Below are 19,874 nucleotides of genomic sequence, written 5' to 3' on the forward strand. Positions count from 1 at the left end.
TTCGGGTCTCGAACGACAGTTCTAGTCCTCCGTGAACTCTTCTTCCTCCGGCACGACGATGAGCCGGACGGCGAGGGCGCGCGAACCCTCCGGGTGCTGCCCCGGCTCGCTGACGTACTTCCAGACCAGGTTCTGGTACTCCTCGACGAACGAGGCGGCCTGCTCCTTCGTCAGGGTCAGCCCTGAGCGGTGGATCTGGTTCCAGCCGTCCGCGCTGTCGTAGCCGGCGTACGCGCGCGTGACCAGGCCCAGGTCGTGGCTCAGCTTCAGCGTGCCCAGCTTCATCGCGGCCTCGCGCTCGTCCGGCGTCATCTCGAGGCCCGGCGGGGTGTAGATGTCCTTCGCCAGCGACTTCCACCAGCGCTCGCGGCCGTCGCCGCGGTCCTCGATCTCCGCGATCAGGTCGAGGTCGGCGAGTTTGCGCAGGTGGTAGCTCGTCGTCCCGGTGCTTTCGCCGAGGGCTTTGGCGACGCTCGTCGAGTTCGCTTCGCCGTGTTTGCCCAGGTAGGACAGGATGTCGCGGCGCACCGGGTTCGCGAGAGCCTTGTAGAAGGCCTTGAGATCCGCGCCGGTGAGCACGCGCTTCTCGGGACGTTGGACCATGGCCGGAGCGTACTACAGAGACTGTTTGCAAAAAATCTCTGCAATCGGCTACCTTGGATCGGGAGATCGGGGGTCACGATGAAGAAGCTGTTCTGGGCGGCGGGGTTGTGCCTGCTGGCTACGGCCTGGCTGCTCGGCCGCGGCGATCCGCGGACCGTTCGCCGCGATCGGTACGGCGACGCTGCTGCTCACCGACGCCTGGTTCGACGTCGTCACGGCCGGCGGTGCCCGCCCATGTCTGAGCTGAGCCCGCGGCTGCGCGACGAGATCGACGACCAGGTCGCGGAAGCCCTCGACGCTTACCTTGCCGAGCGGGGCGACGTCCACCGGGCCCGCCGCGTGTGGCCGCTGTGGCTCGCGATCGCCCTCACCAACATCACCTGGCTGGTGGTCGTGAGTGTCTAGGGCGGTTAGAACCGCCCTAAACACTCACGACGCGGGACGGAAGCGCACGGTCTGGCCCGGCCGCAGCTGGGCCGCGAGGTCGAGGTCGGCCTCCTCGACGACGGCGATCACCGGGTAGCCGCCGGTCGTCGGGTGGTCGGCGTGGAACAGGATCGGGCGGCCGGACGGCGGGACCTGTAGCGAGCCCGGGACGCACGCCTCGGACGGCAGCTCGTCGTGGCGCGCCCGGGCGAGCGGTGCGCCGGTGAACCGGATGCCGACGCGGTCCGAATCGGGCGAGACCGTGTACACAGTGGACAGCAGGTCGTCCGGGGCGGCGAACCAGTCGCGACGCGGTCCCGGCGTCACCCGCAACACCGGCGTTTCCGGCAACGACGCCCGGGGCGCGAGGTCCACGACGGGGAACTCCCGCGGCGCCGGGCCGATCGGCAGCAGCATGCCCGCGGCGAGCGGCGGCGGGCCCAGCTTTCCCAGCGTGTCCGTCGCCCGCGAGCCCAGCACCGGCGGCACGTCGATGCCGCCGCGCACCGCGACGTAGCAGCGCAGGCCCGAAGAAGCCGTGCCCAGCGCGAGTTCTCCGCCCGGCCACAACGTGATCGGCGAGTTCAAGCCGCCCTTCGACAGCGGGCAAGCGGCTCCGGTCACCGCGACCGTCGTGACGGCCGAAGCGCGCAGCACCAGCCCGCCCAGCGTCACCTCCAGCGCGGCCGCTCCACCGGGGTTCCCGACGAGCCGGTTGGCCAGCCGGAACGACGCGCGGTCGGCCGCGCCGGACCGGCCGACGCCCAGTGCCGCGTGCCCGGGGCGGCCGAGGTCCTGCACCGTCGTCGAGAAGCCCGGCCGCACGACTTCCAGCTTCACGACGGCACCGCCGTGAACCGGACGCGGGTGCCCGGCGGCAGCAGGTTCGGCTGGTCGCGCTCGACGTCCCAGACCGGCACGTCCGTGCGGCCCAGCAGCCGCCAGCCGCCGGGGGACGCGCTCGGGTAGATCGCGCTGTACTCGCCCGCGATCGCCACCGAACCCGGGGGGATCCGGGTGCGCGGCGAGGACCGGCGGGACACGTGCAGCACCGGGTCCGAGCCGGACAGGTACGCGAAACCCGGCGCGAACCCGCAGAACGCCGAAACGTACGAGCCGCCGCTGTGGCGGGCGATCAGCGCACCGACGCCCAGCCCCGTTTCCGCGGCGACCTCGGCCAGGTCTTCGCCGTCGTACACCACCGGGATCACCACCTCGCCCGCGTCGGCCGTCGCACTGTCCACAGGGGACACTTCGCGCAGCACCGCGCCCAGCCGGCCGGCGTCGGTCACCGCCGGGTCGAAGCGGACCAGCAGCGTCCGCGCCGCCGGGACCAGCTCCTCGACGCCGTCCGGGGCCAGTTCGGCCAACGCCGCCTGGTAACCGAGCACGTCGCCGGTCTCGACCAGCACCGCGCGCCGCCCGCACGGCAGCAACCGGACGGTCATCCGGTGAACGCGCCGAGCTGGACGCCGGCGTCGGTCAGCGCCGCCTCGATCCGGCGGGCCAGCTCCACCGCGCCCGGCGTGTCCCCGTGCACGCACAGGGAATCCGGGCGCACGTCGAGCTTGGTGCCGTCCTCGGTCACGACGCCGCCGGTCGCCATGCCGACCGCGCGCTCGGCGACGACGCCGGGGTCGTGCAGGACCGCGCCCGGCCGCTTGCGCGAGACCAGCTTGCCGTCGGCGGTGTACGCCCGGTCCGCGAACGCCTCCGCGTACGCCACCACGCCCGCGATCTCCGCCTGCCGCTGCATTTCCGAGTTCGGCAGGCAGAGCAGCGCGAGCGCGGGGTCGTACCGGCGCAGGCCGTCGACGATCGCCGCGGCCTGCTCGGCGTCCACCGCCGCGGTGTTGTACAGCGCGCCGTGCGGCTTCACGTACGTCACGGCGCTGCCGGCCGCGCGCGCGAACGCGTCGAGCGCGCCGATCTGGTAGAGCACCTCGTCGGCCAAGTCGTCCGGCGCGATGTCGAGCGCGCGCCTGCCGAACCCCGCCAGGTCGCGGTACCCGACGTGCGCGCCGATCGCGACGCCGCGCTCGGCCGCCAGGTCGCACACCCGCCGCATCACCGACGGGTCGCCCGCGTGGAAGCCGCACGCGATGTTCGCGCTGGTCACGATGTCGAGCATGGCTTCGTCGTCGCCCATCTTCCAGGCGCCGAAGCCCTCGCCGAGGTCGCTGTTCAGGTCCATTTCAGCCCACCCGGTATTCGCTGTCGTGGCGGTCGGTGATGAACATGTACCCCGGCGCGTGGGTGATCGCAAAGGGAGGCCGCGACGCCATCAGCGCCGCCTGCGGGGTGACGCCGCAGGCCCAGAACACCGGGACGTCGCTCGCGTGCGCGTCCACCGGATCGCCGAAGTCCGGCCGCGAGAGGTCCTCGATCCCCAGCGCCAGCGGGTCGCCGATGTGCACGGGGGCGCCGTGCACGGCGGGCATCGCCCGGGTGATCCGGATGGCGTCGTCGACCCGGTCCTCCGGGATCTGCCGCATCGACACGACCATCGGCCCGAACAGCCGCCCGGCGGGCTCGCACTGCCGGTTCGTCACGTACATCGCGACGTTGCGGCCCTGCTCGACGTGCCGCAGCGGGACGCCCCCGGCGGCCAGCGCCGTCTCGAACGTGAAGCTGCAGCCGATCGAGAAGGCGACCATGTCGCTGCGCCACAGCCCGGTCGCGTCCGCCACCTCGCCGGCCAGCACGCCGTTCTGCCAGATCCGGTAGCGCGGCAGGTCGGTGCGCAGGTCCGCGCCCTCGGCGAGCCGGGTGCCCGGGTCGCCGGCGTCGGTGACGTCGAGCAGCGGGCACGGCTGCGGGTTGCGGGTGCAGAAGAGCAGGACGTCGTACGCCCAGTCTTCGGGGACGGCGATCAGGTTCGTCTGGGTGAAGCCGTTGGCCCAGCCCGTGGTGGGGCGGGCGGTGCCGCGGCGGAAGACCGCGCGCGCCTGCGCCGGCGTGAACGTGGCCGGCTGGTCGAAGGTCGTCATGAGTTCCCCCTCAATCGACGAGTTCGATGCCCCGGGTTTCCGGGAGGCCGAGCAGCGCGAGCACCGCGATGCCGTAGCCGAACGCGCCGAAGACGATCGCTCCGCCGGCGCCGAGGAAGCCCACGACGGTCGGGAAGATCGCCCCGACCGCGCGGCCGAAGTTGTAGGTGAAGCCCTGGCCTGTCCCGCGCAGCGCCGTCGGGTAGAGCTCGGCGAGGTAGGCGCCGAAGCCGCTGAAGATCGCGGACATCGAGAAGCCGAGCGGGAAGCCGAGGACGAGCACGAGTCCGTTGGCGCCCCTGGGGATCTGCGTGTACGCGACGATCAGCGCGGCCGAGAGCAGCGCGAAGGTCAGGAAGGTTTTCTTGCGCCCCAGCAGGTCCGTGAGATAGCCGCCGCAGACGTACCCGACGAACGCGCCGGTGATGAGGAACGCGAGGTAGCCGCCGGTGCCGATCACGGTCAGTTCGCGCGTCTTCTTCAGGTACGACGGCAGCCACGTCGAGATCGTGTAGTAGCCGCCCTGGACGCCGGTGGCCAGCAGCGCGGCGAAGAACGTCGTGCGCAGGAGGTCGCCCTTGAAGATCCGGAGCAGTGTGCCCTTCGGGCGTTCGGCCTTGAGGCGTTCCTCCGCGCGCGGGGCGTCCTTGACGCTCTTGCGGACCCACAGCACGAGCAGCGCCGGGATGACGCCGGTCCAGAACATGATCCGCCAGGCCACGTCGTCGCTCGCGACGGTGAACACCACGGTGTAGACGACCACCGACAGGCCCCAGCCGACCGCCCACGCGCTCTGCACGAACGCCACGGTCCGGCCGCGGTACTTGGCCTGCGAGTACTCCGCGACCAGCGCGGCGCCGGCCGCCCACTCGCCGCCGAAGCCCAGGCCCTGCAGGGCGCGGAAGATCAGCAGCGTCTCGAAGTTCGGCGCGAACCCGCAGAGCACCGTGAAGATCGTGTACATCGCGATGGTGATCTGGAGCGTGCGGACGCGGCCGATGCGGTCGGCGAGCATGCCCGCGCCGACGCCGCCGACGGCCGACACGACCAGCGTCGTCGTGCCCAGCAGGCCGGCTTCGCCGCTCGAAATGCCGAAGTAGACCGTGATGGCGGCCAGGCCGAGCGGCAGCGTCTGGTAGTCGAACGAGTCCAGGCCGTAGCCGCCGAACGCGCCGACGAAGGCGCGCCGTCCGCGTTTGCCGAGCGTGCGGAACCAGTCGAACGGCCGGGCCTCGGTTGCAGTGGTCGCGGTCATGGGCACCTCCTGGCCAGTGTCTCTCATCGTGGCGTGCCTCACACGGTAGGGATTGTTCAACAATTCCACAAGACTGCAATTGGATCGTCCCCTGTGTGACGGGTACCCTCGGAGCGTGGTCATCGAAGACAGCGGGTTGCCGGGCCTGGCGGCCGACCGCGGCCTGGTCAGCCGCAAGAGCACGGCCGAACGGGTCGCCGGCGTCCTCCGCAAGCGCATCGCGGAGGGCTTCTTCCTGCCCGGCGGGCGGCTCTCGGAGCAGGACATCGGCAACGCGCTCGGCGTCTCGCGCAACACGCTGCGCGAGGCGTTCCGGCTGCTCACGCACGAGCGGCTGCTGGCCCACGAGCTCAACCGCGGGGTCTTCGTCCGCATCCCGAGCATCGAGGACGTCGTCGACATCTACCGCGTCCGCAAGATCATCGAGTGCGCGGCGGTCCGCGGGGTGACGGCCAAGCCGGCGTCCTTCGCGCGGATCAAGGAGAAGGTCGACATCGGCGACGAGGCCGCCCGCTCCGGCAACTGGAAGGACCTCGGCACCGCGAACGTGTGGTTCCACCAGGAGCTGGCCGCGCTGTCCGGCAGCGAGCGCGTCAACGAGCTGGTCGGCAGGCTGACCGCCGAGCTGCGGCTGGTCTTCCACATCATGGCCGAGCCGCGCCGCTTCCACGAGCGCTACCTGCCGCGCAACCACGAGATCCTCGACCGCATCGAGGCGGGCGACGGGCCGGGCGCGGAGCAGCTGCTGATGAAGTACCTCGCGGACGCGGAGGAGCAGCTGGTCGAGGCGTACGCCGATCGCGCGGACGCCGCCCGCGCGGCGAGCGCGGCGGAGTAGCTAGCGCCGTCGCACGATCTCGGCGATCCAGACGGGCGCGAACGGGGACGTGCAGTTCGGCGGCGTCGGGTAGTCCTTGAGGACTTCCAGGCGCTCGCCGATGTCGATCGCCCGCGCGCGCAGGTCCGCGTGTTCGATGCCGATCTGGGCCAGGCAGTGGTTCATCGCCCACTGCAGGCGGTCCGGAGCGTCCTTCATGTCTTTCTCGATGACGTCGAGGAGTTCGGCGAGGCCCTCGGTCATCGCGGGTACGCGAGCGGTCGTCAACGCCCAGCCGGCGCTCGCGACCACCGGATCCGGGTCGGCGAACCAGGCCTCGCGCAGTTCTTCGGCGTGCGGGCTCTTCTTGACGACGTAGTTGACGAGCCAGTCGTGCACCTTCGGCGTGCGCGCGGTCCGGAGCATGGCGTCGAGCTCGGCGCGCTCGAAGGCCTTCGGGCGGCAGATCAGCATCGCGAGCAGCTTGGCCGCGGTGTCATCCGTCGCCCACAGTTCACGCGCGAGGTCTTGCTGCGTCTTCAGCCGTTTGGCGACGGCGCGCAGCTTGCTCAGGTTGACGCCGTGGTCGTCGCCGTGCTTTTCGTTGACCGCACGGGCCTTGGGCTCGTCGAGAGCAGCCAGCTCGGCCAGCACTTCGTCCACAGTCGTCTCCGCCACGGCCGCCAGTTTACGGTGCGCGTTCGGGCACGCTTGGCGTCCGGACGGGCCGAGCACCGGCCGCGTGCGATTCCGGCTGGATAACCTCGGTGCGGTTCCGCCGCCGGAGACCCCCAGCGGCAGGCGGACCACGCTGCCGGGTCGCCGCCTCCCCAGTGCCGCGGCCCGGCAGCCCTCACCTTCCCCGGCGTCAGCCGGCGTAGCGGGCGAAGATCCTCGTGAAGTCCCACGCCTGCTGGGAAACACCCGAACAGGTGTCGTTGTTCGGGTAGGCGCCCGGGCAGGGGCGGTCGCGGTTGGCCGACCAGAACGTCAACCGGGCCAGGTGGTGCGCGTTCGCGTAGCCCAAGATGGTGGTGAAATCGTTCAGGGTGACCGTCTCGCTGTTGTCGGTGATGCCGTTCATCGACGAGATGCCCATGTGCCGGTAGGCGGTGTCGTCGTCGTAGCCGTACGCACCCTTGACGACGTTCTTGAGGCCCTCGGCCGCCCGCTGGGTCAGCGTGCCCATGTTCTGGCCGGCGCCGCCGAAGTCGAACGGCATGATGACCCAGCCGTCGACGGTGAGCCCGGCCTGTGCGGCCCGGTTCACCAGGCTGTTGTCCGGGCCGGACTGGCCGGTGCCGAAGGTGACGTACAGCTTGATGCCCGGGTTGTTCGCCCGGACCGTCTTCAGCGCGTCGACCGTGCGCTGCTGCACCGCCGGGTTGCTGTACGCGTCGGCCTCGATGTCGATGTCGATCGCCTTGAGGCCGTAGGCGTTGATCACCTTCTGGTAGCCGGCCGCCAGTTCACCGGCGCTGCCGCACGACGACTCCAGCTTGTTGCCGGAGTAGCCGCCGAACGACGGGATGATGTCGCCGCCGCCCGCGCGGATGGTGTTGATCGTGCTCTGGTCGACGCCGCCGGCGAGCGCGCGGCCGCCGTCCCACTGCGGGTTGCAGTAGCCGTTGGACAGGATGAACGCCATCGTGAACCACTTGACGCCGGTGGCGTTCATGATCGTGGAGGGGTTGGGCGGGTCGCCCCAGCCGTTGTAGAGGTACGGCGCGACGGCCATCGCGCCCGGCCCGGTCGGCGGCGGGGTGGTGCCGCCGGACGGGAGCGTCCACTGCTGGTTGGCCGTGCTCGCGCACGTCCAGATCTGCAGCCGGGTGCCGTTGGCGGAACTGTTCCCGGTGGCGTCGAGGCACTTGCCCGAGCCGGTGTTGACGAGGTTCTTCGCCGCGTTGGCCGTCCACTTCTGGGCACTCGAGCCGTTGCAGTCCCAGAGCTGGATGGTCGTGCCGTTCGCGGTGCCGGCGCTCGTCACGTCGAGGCACTTGCCCAGCGCCTGCAGGGATCCGTCGGAGCCGACCGTCCACTGTTGGGCGCCGGAGCCGTTGCAGTCGTAGAGCTGGATCGCCGTGCCGTCGGCGGTGCTCGCCGCGTTGACGTCGACGCACTTGCCGGCGATGCCGGTGATCGGCCCGGTCGCCGCCTGCGCGACACCGGGGGCGAGCACCAGCGCCGACGCGGCGATCAGGGCGCCGAGTACTGCTGTTTTCTTCATGCGGGCACGTTCCACTTCTGGTTGGCGGCACCGGTGCAGGTCCAGATCTGCAGCCGGGTGCCGTTGGCGCTGGAGTTGCCGGTGGCGTCGACGCACTTGTTCGACGCGGAGCCGACGAGGTCCTTGGCCGCGGTGGCCGCCCATCTCTGGTTGGCCGTCCCACCGCAGTCCCAGAGCTGCAGCTGGGCACCGTCCGCTGTGGACTGTCCGGTGACGTCGAGGCACTTGCCGAGCGCGCGGATCGTGCCGTCGGTGCCGGCGGTCCACTGCTGGGCCGTCGAGCCGTTGCAGTCGTAGAGCTGGACCGCGGTGCCGTTGGCGCTGCTCGCCCCGGCGACGTCGACGCACTTCCCGCCGATGCCAGTGATCGGGCCGGTCCCGCCGGTGCCGCCGCCGTTGCCCTGGTTGCCGTTCCACGTGAACGTCGCCGAGGTGTGACCGGGCAGGGAGTAGGTGAACGACGAGTTGCCCCAGTTCACCCGCACGCTCTGGGCGCCGGTGCCCGAGTTGTACGCGATCAGCGCCTTCGAGCCGTCCGGGTTCTTCCAGGCGACGTTGCGGACGGTCGAGTTGTCGTTCGAGTCGATCCGGTACGCGCCCGGCTTCACGAACTTCGTCAGGTGACCCATCGTGTAGTACTCGACGGTGTAGTCGACCTGCCCGCTGCGCGAGTCTCCGTTGTGGACGGTGATCAGGCCGGTGCAGGTGCCGCAGCCGCCGTTGTGCGGCCCCATGTTCTGGTCGACGGCGAGGCTCCACTTGGTCACGCTCTTCGACCAGTTCCGGGTGTAGTCCACGATGTTGTTCATGTCTTCGGCCTGCTGGTTCGAGATCCAGGTGCCACCGGAGTGCTCGGTCGAGTAGGCGTTGACGTTCGGGTACTGGTTGTGCGTGGTCGTCTGCTGCGCGATGTTCCCGCCGTAGCCGTGCCAGGCCACGCCCCCGAAGTTCGGGTGGGTGCGGATCGCCGCGTCGTCCAGGGTCGGGGCGCCGTAGGAGGCGTAGGTGTCCCAGTTCCAGTCGAGCGCGAGGACCTTTGTGGACAGTCCGGCACCCTGCAGGGCCGGCAGCAGGTTGTTCTTCGCGAAGTACGCGAGCCCGGCGCCGTTCCAGTTGGTCGACGGGTAGCTCGCGCAGCACGTCGGCTCGTTTTGCATCGAGACGTAGTCGATCGGCACGCCCGCGGCCTGGTAGGCCTGGAGGTACTTGACGAAGTACTGCGCGTAGGCCGGGTAGTACTGCGATTCGACCCAGCCGAGCAGGTAGCTGTCGTTGTCCTTCATCCACGGCGGCGCGCTCCACGGCGACGCCATCACCTTGGCCTGCGGGTTGAGCTGCTTGGCCTGCTTGGTCAGCGGCAGCACGTCGGCCTGGTCGTGGGCGATCGAGAAGTGCGTCAGGTTCGGGTCGGTCTGCCCGGCCGGCACGTCGTCGAAGGTGTAGCTGTAGCGGGCCAGGTCGGACGCGCCGAGCGGGTTGCGGATGAAGCTCAGCCCGATGCCGTTGTTCGGGTCGAACAGCTTGCGCATCGTGTCGTCGCGGGTGGCTGGGGAAAGCGCGCCGCTGGAGTTCATCAGCCAGGCCGCGGTGTCCGTGAAGGACGCTCCGCCGCCCTCGAACTGTTGGTAGGTGGTGCCTTCGTTGACGTTGATGGTCACGCCACCGGTGCCGGTGCCCGCGGCGAACGAGATCGGCGTCTGCTGCTGGAGGCCGCGGGTGACCGTCCGGCCACCGGAGTCGCTGGTCGTGGTGAGCCAGATGTTGACGGTTTCGCCCGCGGCTTGCGCGGGCGCGGCGAAGGTGGCCGCGGCGAGCGCGGTCACGCCGAGCAGGGTGAGCAGTTTCCTCATGGGAGCGTCCACTTCTGGTTCGCGCCGGACCCGCAGGTCCAGATCTGGAGCCGGGTCCCGTTGGCGCTCGAGTTCCCGGTGGCGTCGAGGCACTTGCCGGAGCCGGTGTTGACGAGGTTCTTCGCCGCGTTGGCCGACCACTTTTGCGCGTTGCTTCCGTTGCAGTCCCACAGCTGGGTCGGGGTGCCGTTCGCGGTGCCCGCGCTGGTGACGTCGAGGCACTTGCCGAGTGCTTTCACGGTTCCGTCGGTGCCGACCGTCCACTGTTGAGCGCCCGAGCCGTTGCAGTCGTAGAGCTGGACGGCGGTTCCGTTGGCGTTGTTCGCACCCGCGACGTCGGCGCACTTGCCGCCGATGCCCTTGATCGGCCCGGCCGTCCCGGCGGGCGGGGGCGTGGTGCCGCCGACGAACTGCGTGGCGACCTGCTCGCCGAGGCTGACCGCGTTCGCGTGGTTCTCGATCGGGTCGACGTGCGTGTTCGGGAACACGACGTAGGTCACCGGGCCTTCGGTGCCGCCGTTCTTCGGGTCGGGGTTGATGCCGAGGCTGACGGCGGTGGCGTAGGACGCCTCACCGATGATGCTCGTCGGGCCGGTGTCGCCGACGACCGCGTAGGTGACTTGGTTGTTGTAGATCACCGCCACGACCGAACCGCCGTCGATCCCGTAGTTGCGGTAGTCCCATGTGGACGTCGGCTGCGGGAGGACGATGTAGGGCAGTTGCGCCGCGTTGAGCGGCTGGTCGGTCGAGGTGTGGAACGCGGTGTCGGGGTAGAAGCAGCAGTCGGTGTTCTCATTGCACTGCGTGGTGCGGACGCCGTCGCAGTCGACGTCCATGTCGGCGGTGAAGAACACGGCGCCGGCGGTCTGGCAGACGGGAACGGTGGCCGCGCCGCCTTCGTCGAAGGAATACTTGCCGTTGGAGATCTGCTGGCAGTTCTGGGTTTTGGCGAGCAGCTGGCTCGCCGACGGACCCGCTTCGACCGCCGCTTGGGCGGGGCCGGACGTGAGGAAGGAAAGCGCTAACAGGGCACACCCCATTAGCGCGACGAGGATTCGCCGCACTGGTTTCTCCTTATGGGGTAGAGAGCTTAGGGAGTGGTCCACTTCTGGTTGGCGCCGCCGCCGCAGGTCCAGATCTGCAGGCGGGTGCCGTTCGCACTCGAGTTGCCGGTGGCGTCGAGGCACTTGTTCGCGTTGGGGTTCACGATGTCCTTCGCCCCGGAGATCGCCCACTTCTGGGCGCCGGTGCCGTTGCAGTCGTAGAGCTGCACCGGTGTCCCGTCGGCGGTGCCCGCCGCGTTGACGTCCATGCACTTGCCGAGGGCGCGGATGGTGCCGTCGGTGCCGATCGTCCAGTTCTGCGCGGCGTTGCCGTTGCAGTCGGTGATCTGGATCGGTGTCCCGTTGGCGCTGTTCGCGCCGGCGACGTCGACGCACTTGCCGCCGATCCCGGTGATCCGGCCGGTGCGGCCGGTGGGCGGGGTGCCGCCGCCGGTGTCGGTGGTGACGTGCACGTAGTCGACGACCAGCTGCTGCGGGAACTGCGTGCTGCTGTTGGGATCGCCGGGCCAGTACCCGCCGACGGCGAGGTTCAGGATCAGGAAGAAGCTGTGGTCGTAGACCCAGCGGTTGCCGTTGAGGTCCGACGGCGTGCGCGTCTGGTAGAGGTTCCCGTCGACGTACCACTTGATCTGGTTGGGTGCCCAGTCGACGGCGTAGGTGTGGAAGTCGTCGGAGAAGTTCGGGCCGTTGTAGGCCGCGCCGATGCCGCCGGAGCCGGAGTAGCCGGGCCCGTGGATGGTGCCGTGCACGGTGTTCGGCTCGAACCCGACGTTCTCCATGACGTCGATTTCGCCGTCGGTGGGCCAGTTCCCGCCGCCGAGCATCCAGAACGCGGGCCACATGCCCTGTCCGCGCGGGAGTTTCATGCGCGTCTCGAAGTGGCCGTAGGCCTGGCTGAACTTGCCGGCGGTGTTCATCCGCGCGGAGGTGTACTCGCAGCGGCCGTACCAGCAGTTGTAGTTGCCGGGGTTTTCCTTCTTGGCCGTGATGACGAGGTGGCCCTGCCCGTCGAGCTGGGCGTTGCTGGTGCCGGAGGTGTAGTACTGCCGCTCGTGGTTGTTGACGTTGTCACCGGTCTCGAGCTGCCACTTCGACCCGTCGACGGCGGACCCGGCGGGCCCGTTGAAGTCATCGGTGAAGGTGGCCGCGGCTTCGGCGGCCGGCGCGGTCAGCGCTTGCTGCCCGAGGACGAGCAGCGAACAGGCGGCGAAGAGCGCCGCCCATCTCTTGCGGAGTTTTGAGGTGGACATCGTTGTCGCCTCTCTCACCGTTGGGGGGACGGCGTTCCGCGCGCAGCACGGAACGCGGGGAGGGGGAGGTGCTGCGCATGCCGGGGCGGCGGCAGGCGCGGTTCAGCCCTCGAGCCGGGGCGGGGTGGCTCGGGGACGGGCTTTGTTGTGTCTGGCAACAAAGTATGCATGGTCCAGACAAGCCGGGCAACCGTCGGACCGTCATTTTTTTTCAACCCGAATTAAGGGTGGGTGAGTGACGGTGAGCTGGCGCGTTGGCAGTCCCGGTGAGTGGGGCACGGGTGGTTCGGCTCGTGCTCGCGGGTGTTGTGGGTGGGTTGTGCGGATGGTTCGGCCGCTGGGGTGGCTCGGCCGTACGGCGCTCGCTGGGGCCGGTTGTCCACAACTTGGCCGGGCTGTGGACAGCCGGGCACCGAGTGGCGGATTGGGCGGGTTTCGTCGGGGTGCCTCGATACGCTGGAGCGGGGCGGTCCCCCAGGGTGGGCGGGCCGTGTTGGCGGTGGGCCGCGCTGGCGGGCGGGCCGCGCTGGCGGGCGGGCCGCGCTGGCGGGCGGTCCCCCAGGGAGGGTGGGCCGCGCTGGCGGGCCGCGCTGGTGGGCGCGACCGGCGGCCGTGACCCAGGGTCGCAGCCGCGCCAGGCACCTCCCGACCGCACCGAGAATACCGGTCCGAAGCGTCATGAACGACCCGTTCACCTCGCCCGACGTCATGAACGAGTCGTTCATGACGTCAACAGCCACGAACCTCCGAAGACCAAGGCGGAGACACGAGCGATAGAGAAGCCGCCCACGCTCCGCGGTTCGCTCGCCGTTGCGGTGGTGATGCTGCTCAGAGCTCGCCGCTGAGGATCACGCCGCGTCGGAGTCCGGGGCTCCCGAGGTGGTCGGCTTCGACAGGCGGGACGTCGCCCCCTGCTCCAGCAAATCCGCCACCGGCAACGTCGCCGCCCCCGTCGCCACCGCGTCCAACCCCAGCGATCCCAGCTGGATCGACGTCTGGCTGAACGGGTGCCGCAGCGCGTGCTCGCCGGCCACCGCGCGGATCCGCGGCAGCAGCTGCTCGCCCAGTGCCAGCCCCGCCCAGCCCCCGATCACTATCCGCTCCGGGTTGAACAAGTTGATCAAGTTCGCGATCCCCGCGCCCAGGTACCCCGCCGTCTCGTCGAGGACCCTGGCCGCCGTCTTCGAGCGCGGTGCCGCCTCCAGCAACGCCGTGAACTGGGCCTGCTCGTCCTCGCCCGAAACGTCCTTGCCGCGCGCCCGCCGGTACCGGGCCAGCACCGCGCCCGCGCCGATGTACGCCTCCAGGCACCCCCGCGCGCCGCAGCGGCACTCCTGGCCGCCGTACGCGATCGTCGTGTGGCCCCACTCGCCCGCACTGCTCGTCGAGCCGCGGTACGTCGTTCCGTCCGTCACCACCGCCGCGCCCACGCCCGAGCCGATCAGGGCGATCACCGCGTGGCGGGCGCCGCGGCCCGCGCCGAACCACATCTCCGCCTGGCCCTGCGTCTTCGCGCCGTTGTCCACGAACAGCGGCAGCCCGACCCCCGCGTCGCGCAGCAGGGACACCAGCGGCACCGCGTCCCAGCCGACCGTCGGGGCGTGCACCAGCACCCGGGCGCCCTGCTCGACCGTGCCCGGGACGCCGATGCCCACGCCCAGCACGGCCGACTCGTCGATGCCCGCCGTCGCGAACACCTCGCGCAGGCCGGACGTCACCTGCTCGACCGCCGTCGCCGCGTCCGGGGCCGTCGGGAGCGGGTGCTCGACCGTCGCCAGCCGGTTCATCGCCAGGTCGAACAGCTCCACCTTGACGCCGGTTTCGCCGATGTCGACGCCCGCCACGTGCCCGTACGCCGGGTCGACGCGCAGCAGCACGCGCGGGCGGCCGCCGTCGGACTCCACCTGCCCGGCCTCCGTGATGAGGCGTTCTTCGCCCAGTTCCGCGGTCACGTTGCTGACCGTGGCGGCGCTCAATCCGGTGAGCTGGCTGAGTTCGTGCCGCGACAGCGGGCCGTCGAAGTACAGTTTCGACAGCAGCAGGGAACGGTTGTGCCGCCGCAGATCACGGACGGTGGTGCGCTTGCTCGCCATGGACAACCCATCTGAACTCTTACCGGCTTCGACCAGGATGCCTGATCACCGTAAGTTGTGGCTATGTATTAAGTGGTGAACTAAGTCCCGAACTGATGGTCGCACGGTGAGTGTCTGGCACAATCCCCCAGGTGACCCAGGTGGTGCGCCAAACGACCAGAGACCTCCGACGGCACAACCGCGCGGCGCTGGTCTCCTCCCTCTACCTCCGCGGCCCGGTCAGCAGGCTGGAACTGGTAGCTGAATCGGGACTTTCGGCCGCCACCGTTACCAACGTCGTCTCCGAACTGATCGCCGACGGCGTCGTCGCCGAGGCCGGATCGGTCGAATCGGACGGCGGGCGGCCGCGGACGCTGCTGGCCGTGCGGCCCGACTTCGGCCACGTCGTGGGCGTCGACGTCGGCGAAACGCACGTCGAGGTCGGCCTCTTCGACTGCGCGCTCGGCACCCTCGGCACGGTGCGCCACCCGCTCGTCGGCACCCGGCTCGACCCGGACGAAGTGGCCGGCCTGGTGCGCACGGGCATCGCCGAAGTGCTCGAAGGCGGCCAGCCGGACGCGGTGTTCGGCGTCGGCATCGGCGTGCCCGGCGCGGTCCGCGACGGCGGGATCGTGCACGCGCCCACCCTCGGCTGGCGCGGCGTGGCCTTCGGCGACCTGATCCACCCGCACATCCAATCGCCCCTCCACCTGGACAACCGCGCCCGCACCTTGGGGCAGGCCGAGACCTGGCGCGGAGCCGGCCGGGGCGCCGAACGCGCCATCGTCGCCCTGCTCGGCGTCGGGGTCGGGGCCGCCGTCGCCACGGCCGGGCGGTCGCACCCGGGCATCACGACCAGCGAGTGGGGCCACACCGTCGTCAAGGCCGGCGGCGCGCCCTGCCGGTGCGGCTCGCACGGCTGCCTGGAGGCCTACGTCGGCACCGAGGCGGTCGTCCGGCACTACGCCGCCCGCGTCGGCAAGCAACCGGTCATCGGGGACGAAAGCGACATCGAACTGGCTCACATCGTGGCCGAAGCCGGCGAGCCCGGCCCCGCCGCCGACGTCCTCGCCGAAACCGGCGAATACCTGGGGATCGGCATCGCGAACCTGATCAACCTGCTCAGCCCGGACCGCGTGGTGCTCTCCGGTTCGGCGGGGGCGATCATGGGGCAGGCGATCCTCCCCGCCGTCCGCGACGCCGTCGGCCGGCACGCGCTCGACTACCTCGCCGGGCGCACCGAGGTCGTCCTCGGCCGGCTCGGGCCGGAGGCCGTCGCGCTCGGCGCGGCGACGCTGCCGATCGCGCAGTTGCTCGCCAGCGGGGGCCGGACCGGCTGATTTCCTTGCGTCGCAAGGAGTAGTCCGACCCGCTGGTCCAGACCGCCAGTTCTTTCAGTACTTAAACTTAGGTACAAAACGTTACCGCCGTGTTATTGACGTGACCCGAGTCACCCGGGTTGACTTCTCGACGTCGTTCGGTCGCCGGCGGTCGGGGCTCGCTACCAGTCGACACAGGTAAGTCGTCGATAGCTAGGAGGACCGATGCGAGTCAAGCGCTCCATCGTCGCAGCGCTGGTAGCCGTCATGGCCGTGGGCGGCCTGACCGCGTGCGGGGGCAGCGGCAGCTCGAACGCCGCCCAGGGCAACCCGGACGCCGTGCTCAACGTCGGCAAGCCCGACGGCCCGCAGTCGGAGAACAACAACCCGTTCCTCGAGACGTCCGCGCTGTCCAACATGGGCTACCGCTGGATGATCTACGAGCCCCTCGTCATGCACAACCGCGTCAAACCGCAGGAGCCCGGCAAGCCCTGGCTGGCGACGAAGTGGGACTGGGCGGACAACTACAAGAAGCTCGTCCTGACCGTCCGTGACGGCGTGAAGTTCTCCGACGGCCAGCCGATGACCGGCGAAGACGTCGCCTACACGTTCCAGCTGCTGCGCGACAACAAGGCGCTGAACGTCGACGCCGTGCCGTACAAGGACATCGCCGCGGCCGGCAACCAGGTGACGCTGGGCTTCGAGACCTCCCAGTTCGTCAACCAGCTCAAGATCCTGCAGACCCTCGTCGTGCCCAAGCACGCCTGGCAGGGCATCAAGGACCCGGCGCTCGACACCGTGAAGAACCCGATCGGCACCGGGCCCTACACGCTCAAGTCGGCCACGCCGCAGACGATGATCGTCACCCGCCGCGACGGCTACTGGCAGGAAGCGCCGAAGGTCAAGGAGATCCGCTACACCTCCTACACCGACAACAACGCGCAGGTGAGCGCGCTGGTCAGCGGCGCGTCGGAGTGGAGCTTCGTCTTCATCCCGAACTACAAGGCCGTCTACACCAGCAAGGACCCGCAGCACTACAAGCTCTGGTTCCCCGCGCAGCTGGCCGTCCACGGCCTCTGGTTCAACACCGAGAAGGCGCCGTGGAACGACGCGAAGCTGCGTCAGGCGGTCAGCAAGGTGATCAACCGCGACGACATCTTCAACCAGGGTGAAGCCGGCTACTTCTACCCGAAGAACGACCAGGTCACCGGCATCCCCACGCCGGCGGGCGACCCGTTCATCGCGCCGCAGTACAAGGGCCAGACGGTCAAGGTCGACGTCCCGGGCGCCAAGGCGCTGCTGACCGGCGCGGGCTACAAGTACAACGGCGACAAGCTGGCCGACCCGAGCGGCAAGCCGGTCACCCTCAAGCTCACGGTCCCGTCGGGCTGGTCGGACTACATCACCGACCTCGAGATCATCAAGGACAACCTGTCCCAGCTCGGCATCGCCGCCACGGTCGAGAAGATGAACCAGGACGCGTGGATCAAGTCGGTCGACACCGGTGACTTCGAAGGCCTGATGCACTGGACCAACGACGGTGCGACGCCGTACGACCTGTACCGCGACGTGATGGACGGCAGCCGCTACAAGCCGACCGGCCAGGGCGGCATCAACGGCAACTACGGCCGCTTCAAGAACGACGAGGCGACGAACGCGCTCGCGACCTACGCCAACGCCGAGGACGACGCCGCCCGCACCGCCGCGATGGCGACGCTGCAGAAGATCATGATCGACCAGCAGCCGATGGTCCCGACCTCGGCGGCCAACTCCGGCGGCGAGTACAGCACGAAGAACTGGACGGGCTGGCCGGACGAGGCCAACCCGTACGCGCCGGCCCAGCCGACGCTGCGCAACGCGCTCGACATCGTCCTGCACCTGAAGCCGTCGGCCTGACCGATGGCGGATTCGGCAGTGACGACCGAACACGGGGACGGCCGCGGCGACGCGGCCGCCCCCGCCCCCTCCGACCCCGGCGCCGTCGGGTCGGAGGGGGACCTCCCCGTCGTCCTCGAAGCGACGGGTCTCACGAAGCACTTCCCGGTCCGCCGCAAGGGCCGCGCGGCGCTGACCGGCCCGAAGCGGGCCATCCAGGCCGTCGACGACGTGACCCTGACGCTGCGCCGCGGCCGGGTCACCGCGCTGGTCGGCGAGTCCGGTTCGGGCAAGTCGACGGTCGCGCGCCTGCTCGCGGGGCTCTACCCGCGCACCGGTGGCGACATCCGGCTGCACGGTGAGGAAGTGAACGTCAAGCACGGCAAAGCGTTCCGCGCCTACGCCCGCCGGGTCCAGATGATCTTCCAGGACCCGTTCGCGTCGCTGAACCCCGTGCACACCGTGCGCTACCACCTGACGCGGGCGCTGAAGATCCACGGCCGGGCCGGCGACGACCTCGAGAAGTCGTTGCACGACCTGCTTTCCCGCGTGCAGATGACGCCGCCGGAGCGCTACATCGACAAGTTCCCGCACGAGCTGTCCGGTGGCCAGCGCCAGCGGGTGGCGATCGCGCGGGCGCTCGGCGCCGATCCCGAAGCGCTGCTGGCCGACGAGCCGGTGTCCATGTTGGACGTCTCCATCCGGCTCGGCGTGCTGAACCTGTTGCGGGACCTCAAGGAACGCCTGCACCTGGCGATCCTCTACATCACGCACGACATCGCGTCGGCGCGCTACTTCGCCGACGAGACGATGGTGATGTACGCGGGCCGGATGGTCGAGGGCGGCGACAGCGAGACCATCACGCAGAACCCGGCGCACCCCTACACCCGGCTGCTCATCGACTCCGCGCCCGATCCCGACCGGCTGGCCGGCGGGAACGCCGAGCTCGACCCGGGCGAGGTGCCCGCCGAGCGCGGGGCCGGTGAACCGCCGAGCCTGATCGACCCGCCGTCCGGCTGCCGGTTCCACCCGCGCTGCCCGGTGGCGATGGAGCGGTGCAAGACCGACCTGCCGCCGCGCTTCGACGTCGACGACGCACCCGGGCACTGGGCCGCGTGCTGGCTGTACGACGGGGCCGCCCGATGAGGTACCTGCTGCAACGGCTGCTCTTCTACGTCTTCACCGCGTGGGCCGCCGTCACCATCAACTTCTTCATCCCGCGGCTGATCCCGGGCGACCCGGTGCAGTCGCTGATCGCGAAGAACCAGGGCATGCTGAGCGCGGACGCGATCCAGTCGCTGTACGTCCTGTTCGGACTCGACAAGAACGAAAGCCTGATCTCCCAGTACTTCGACTACTGGGGCCAGCTCTTCCGGGGCGACCTCGGGATCTCGTTCACGTTCTTCCCCACCCCGGTGTCCGAACTGCTCGGCGACAGTCTGCCGTGGACGATCATCCTGGTCGGCATCACCACGATCGTCGGCTTCGCCATCGGTACCGGGCTCGGCGTGGTCGCCGGCTGGAAGCGCGGCTCGTGGGTCGACGGCCTGCTGCCGGTGACGACGTTCCTGTCGTCGATCCCGTACTTCTGGCTCGGCCTGATCGCGCTGACCCTGCTGGCCGGCCCGGGGAGCTTCTTCCCGTCGTCGGGCGGCTACGACCCGGGCACGATCCCGGGCTGGGACGGCACGTTCATCGGCAGCGCGATCCAGCACAGCCTGCTGCCCGCGCTGACCATCCTGATCAGCTCGATGGGCAGCTGGATCCTGGGCATGCGCAACATGATGGTCACCGTCGCTTCGGAGGACTACGTGACGGTCGCCCACGCCAAGGGCCTGCCCGAGCGCCGGGTGATGGTCGGCTACGCGGCGCGCAACGCGCTGCTGCCGAGCGTGTCCGGCTTCGCGCTGGCGCTGGGCTTCATCGTCGGCGGGACGCTGCTGGTGGAGATCGTCTTCTCCTACCCGGGCGTCGGGTTCCAGCTGTTCCAGGCGGTCGGCTCGCAGGACTACCCGCTGATGCAGGGCATCTTCCTGATCATCACGCTGTCCGTGCTGGTGGCGAACCTCTTCGCCGATGTCGCCTACCTCGCACTCGACCCGCGCACCCGGAAGGAGGGCTGA

18 protein-coding genes are annotated in these 19,874 nt (G+C 69.9%); 6 read left to right on the forward strand and 12 right to left on the reverse strand.

The genetic code is table 11. The annotated features are described in order from the left end of the window. Positions 1–21: 21 nt before the first annotated feature. Positions 22–603, reverse strand: a complete 582-nt coding sequence (locus ACLJQM_RS08695) for an ArsR/SmtB family transcription factor (RefSeq protein WP_410630682.1) — start codon at positions 601–603, stop codon at positions 22–24. A gap of 234 nt (positions 604–837) precedes the next feature. Here ACLJQM_RS08695 and ACLJQM_RS08700 point away from each other — a divergent pair, with 234 nt between their 5' ends. Continuing rightward, positions 838–1,008, forward strand: coding sequence for a hypothetical protein (locus ACLJQM_RS08700; RefSeq protein WP_410630684.1), 171 nt, complete (start codon positions 838–840; stop codon positions 1,006–1,008). 24 nt (positions 1,009–1,032) lie between these two features. On the opposite strand, the gene ACLJQM_RS08705 is transcribed toward ACLJQM_RS08700, so the two are convergent. From ACLJQM_RS08705 to ACLJQM_RS08725, 5 genes are read right to left on the reverse strand one after another with little or no spacing between them, the layout of a single operon-like run. Then, complete coding sequence (locus tag ACLJQM_RS08705) at positions 1,033–1,869, reverse strand: biotin-dependent carboxyltransferase family protein (protein WP_410630685.1); 837 nt, start codon at positions 1,867–1,869, stop codon at positions 1,033–1,035. Next, positions 1,866–2,477 (reverse strand): 5-oxoprolinase subunit B family protein, encoded by a 612-nt coding sequence (locus tag ACLJQM_RS08710; RefSeq protein ID WP_410630686.1) that lies wholly within the window; start codon positions 2,475–2,477, stop codon positions 1,866–1,868. The genes ACLJQM_RS08705 and ACLJQM_RS08710 overlap by 4 nt, the downstream gene beginning before the upstream one ends. Then, a complete protein-coding gene (locus ACLJQM_RS08715; protein ID WP_410630687.1) occupies positions 2,474–3,223 on the reverse strand; it encodes a LamB/YcsF family protein in 750 nt (249 codons plus the stop codon). Before ACLJQM_RS08715 ends, ACLJQM_RS08710 begins: the two co-directional genes overlap by 4 nt. Before the next feature lies 1 nt (position 3,224). Continuing rightward, positions 3,225–4,019, reverse strand: coding sequence for a putative hydro-lyase (locus tag ACLJQM_RS08720; protein ID WP_410630688.1), 795 nt, complete (start codon positions 4,017–4,019; stop codon positions 3,225–3,227). A gap of 10 nt (positions 4,020–4,029) precedes the next feature. Continuing rightward, positions 4,030–5,274 carry an MFS transporter gene (locus tag ACLJQM_RS08725; protein ID WP_360784595.1) on the reverse strand — a complete coding sequence of 415 codons (1,245 nt, stop codon included), beginning with the start codon at positions 5,272–5,274 and terminating at the stop codon, positions 4,030–4,032. A gap of 115 nt (positions 5,275–5,389) precedes the next feature. On the opposite strand from ACLJQM_RS08725, the gene ACLJQM_RS08730 reads away from it, so the two are divergent. Then, positions 5,390–6,112: a GntR family transcriptional regulator gene (locus ACLJQM_RS08730; protein ID WP_360784598.1), complete on the forward strand. Its 723-nt coding sequence runs from the start codon at positions 5,390–5,392 to the stop codon at positions 6,110–6,112. Here the strand turns inward: ACLJQM_RS08730 and ACLJQM_RS08735 are convergent, their stop codons facing one another. From ACLJQM_RS08735 to ACLJQM_RS08760, 6 genes are all read right to left on the reverse strand, one after another. Next, a complete protein-coding gene (locus tag ACLJQM_RS08735) occupies positions 6,113–6,769 on the reverse strand; it encodes a DNA alkylation repair protein (RefSeq protein WP_410630689.1) in 657 nt (218 codons plus the stop codon). A gap of 190 nt (positions 6,770–6,959) precedes the next feature. Then, positions 6,960–8,321, reverse strand: a complete 1,362-nt coding sequence (locus ACLJQM_RS08740) for a ricin-type beta-trefoil lectin domain protein (RefSeq protein ID WP_410630690.1) — start codon at positions 8,319–8,321, stop codon at positions 6,960–6,962. Further along, complete coding sequence (locus ACLJQM_RS08745) at positions 8,318–10,171, reverse strand: ricin-type beta-trefoil lectin domain protein (RefSeq protein ID WP_410630691.1); 1,854 nt, start codon at positions 10,169–10,171, stop codon at positions 8,318–8,320. Before ACLJQM_RS08745 ends, ACLJQM_RS08740 begins: the two co-directional genes overlap by 4 nt. Next, a complete protein-coding gene (locus ACLJQM_RS08750) occupies positions 10,168–11,235 on the reverse strand; it encodes a ricin-type beta-trefoil lectin domain protein (RefSeq protein ID WP_410630692.1) in 1,068 nt (355 codons plus the stop codon). Before ACLJQM_RS08750 ends, ACLJQM_RS08745 begins: the two co-directional genes overlap by 4 nt. A gap of 26 nt (positions 11,236–11,261) precedes the next feature. Then, on the reverse strand, positions 11,262–12,485 hold the full coding sequence (locus ACLJQM_RS08755) for a family 16 glycosylhydrolase (protein WP_410630693.1): 1,224 nt from the start codon (positions 12,483–12,485) through the stop codon (positions 11,262–11,264). A gap of 848 nt (positions 12,486–13,333) precedes the next feature. Further along, positions 13,334–14,578, reverse strand: a complete 1,245-nt coding sequence (locus ACLJQM_RS08760; RefSeq protein ID WP_360777348.1) for an ROK family transcriptional regulator — start codon at positions 14,576–14,578, stop codon at positions 13,334–13,336. A 131-nt stretch (positions 14,579–14,709) separates the two neighbouring features. Here ACLJQM_RS08760 and ACLJQM_RS08765 point away from each other — a divergent pair, with 131 nt between their 5' ends. From ACLJQM_RS08765 to ACLJQM_RS08780, 4 genes are all read left to right on the forward strand, one after another. After that, on the forward strand, positions 14,710–15,897 hold the full coding sequence (locus ACLJQM_RS08765; protein ID WP_410630694.1) for an ROK family protein: 1,188 nt from the start codon (positions 14,710–14,712) through the stop codon (positions 15,895–15,897). Positions 15,898–16,101: 204 nt separating this feature from the next. Beyond that, positions 16,102–17,772: an ABC transporter substrate-binding protein gene (locus ACLJQM_RS08770; RefSeq protein WP_410630695.1), complete on the forward strand. Its 1,671-nt coding sequence runs from the start codon at positions 16,102–16,104 to the stop codon at positions 17,770–17,772. An 18-nt stretch (positions 17,773–17,790) separates the two neighbouring features. Continuing rightward, the gene (locus ACLJQM_RS08775; RefSeq protein ID WP_410630696.1) at positions 17,791–18,897 is read left to right on the forward strand and encodes an ABC transporter ATP-binding protein; all 1,107 of its coding nucleotides are present in this window, start codon (positions 17,791–17,793) and stop codon (positions 18,895–18,897) included. Further along, on the forward strand, positions 18,894–19,874 hold the full coding sequence (locus ACLJQM_RS08780; RefSeq protein ID WP_247018096.1) for an ABC transporter permease: 981 nt from the start codon (positions 18,894–18,896) through the stop codon (positions 19,872–19,874). Before ACLJQM_RS08775 ends, ACLJQM_RS08780 begins: the two co-directional genes overlap by 4 nt.

Source organism: Amycolatopsis sp. cmx-4-83 (assembly GCF_046548815.1).
GTDB lineage: Bacteria > Actinomycetota > Actinomycetes > Mycobacteriales > Pseudonocardiaceae > Amycolatopsis > Amycolatopsis pretoriensis_A.

Bases quoted from the DNA above. Each gene is read 5' to 3' on its own strand.
- ACLJQM_RS08745 (WP_410630691.1), bottom strand. From the start codon at position 10,171: ATGAGGAAACTGCTCACCCTGCTCGGCGTGACCGCGCTCGCCGCGGCC.
- ACLJQM_RS08780 (WP_247018096.1), top strand. From the start codon at position 18,894: ATGAGGTACCTGCTGCAACGGCTGCTCTTCTACGTCTTCACCGCGTGG.
- ACLJQM_RS08740 (WP_410630690.1), bottom strand. From the start codon at position 8,321: ATGAAGAAAACAGCAGTACTCGGCGCCCTGATCGCCGCGTCGGCGCTG.
- ACLJQM_RS08770 (WP_410630695.1), top strand. From the start codon at position 16,102: ATGCGAGTCAAGCGCTCCATCGTCGCAGCGCTGGTAGCCGTCATGGCC.
- ACLJQM_RS08760 (WP_360777348.1), bottom strand. From the start codon at position 14,578: ATGGCGAGCAAGCGCACCACCGTCCGTGATCTGCGGCGGCACAACCGT.
- ACLJQM_RS08720 (WP_410630688.1), bottom strand. From the start codon at position 4,019: ATGACGACCTTCGACCAGCCGGCCACGTTCACGCCGGCGCAGGCGCGC.
- ACLJQM_RS08725 (WP_360784595.1), bottom strand. From the start codon at position 5,274: ATGACCGCGACCACTGCAACCGAGGCCCGGCCGTTCGACTGGTTCCGC.
- ACLJQM_RS08710 (WP_410630686.1), bottom strand. From the start codon at position 2,477: ATGACCGTCCGGTTGCTGCCGTGCGGGCGGCGCGCGGTGCTGGTCGAG.
- ACLJQM_RS08715 (WP_410630687.1), bottom strand. From the start codon at position 3,223: ATGGACCTGAACAGCGACCTCGGCGAGGGCTTCGGCGCCTGGAAGATG.
- ACLJQM_RS08700 (WP_410630684.1), top strand. From the start codon at position 838: ATGTCTGAGCTGAGCCCGCGGCTGCGCGACGAGATCGACGACCAGGTC.
- ACLJQM_RS08755 (WP_410630693.1), bottom strand. From the start codon at position 12,485: ATGTCCACCTCAAAACTCCGCAAGAGATGGGCGGCGCTCTTCGCCGCC.
- ACLJQM_RS08695 (WP_410630682.1), bottom strand. From the start codon at position 603: ATGGTCCAACGTCCCGAGAAGCGCGTGCTCACCGGCGCGGATCTCAAG.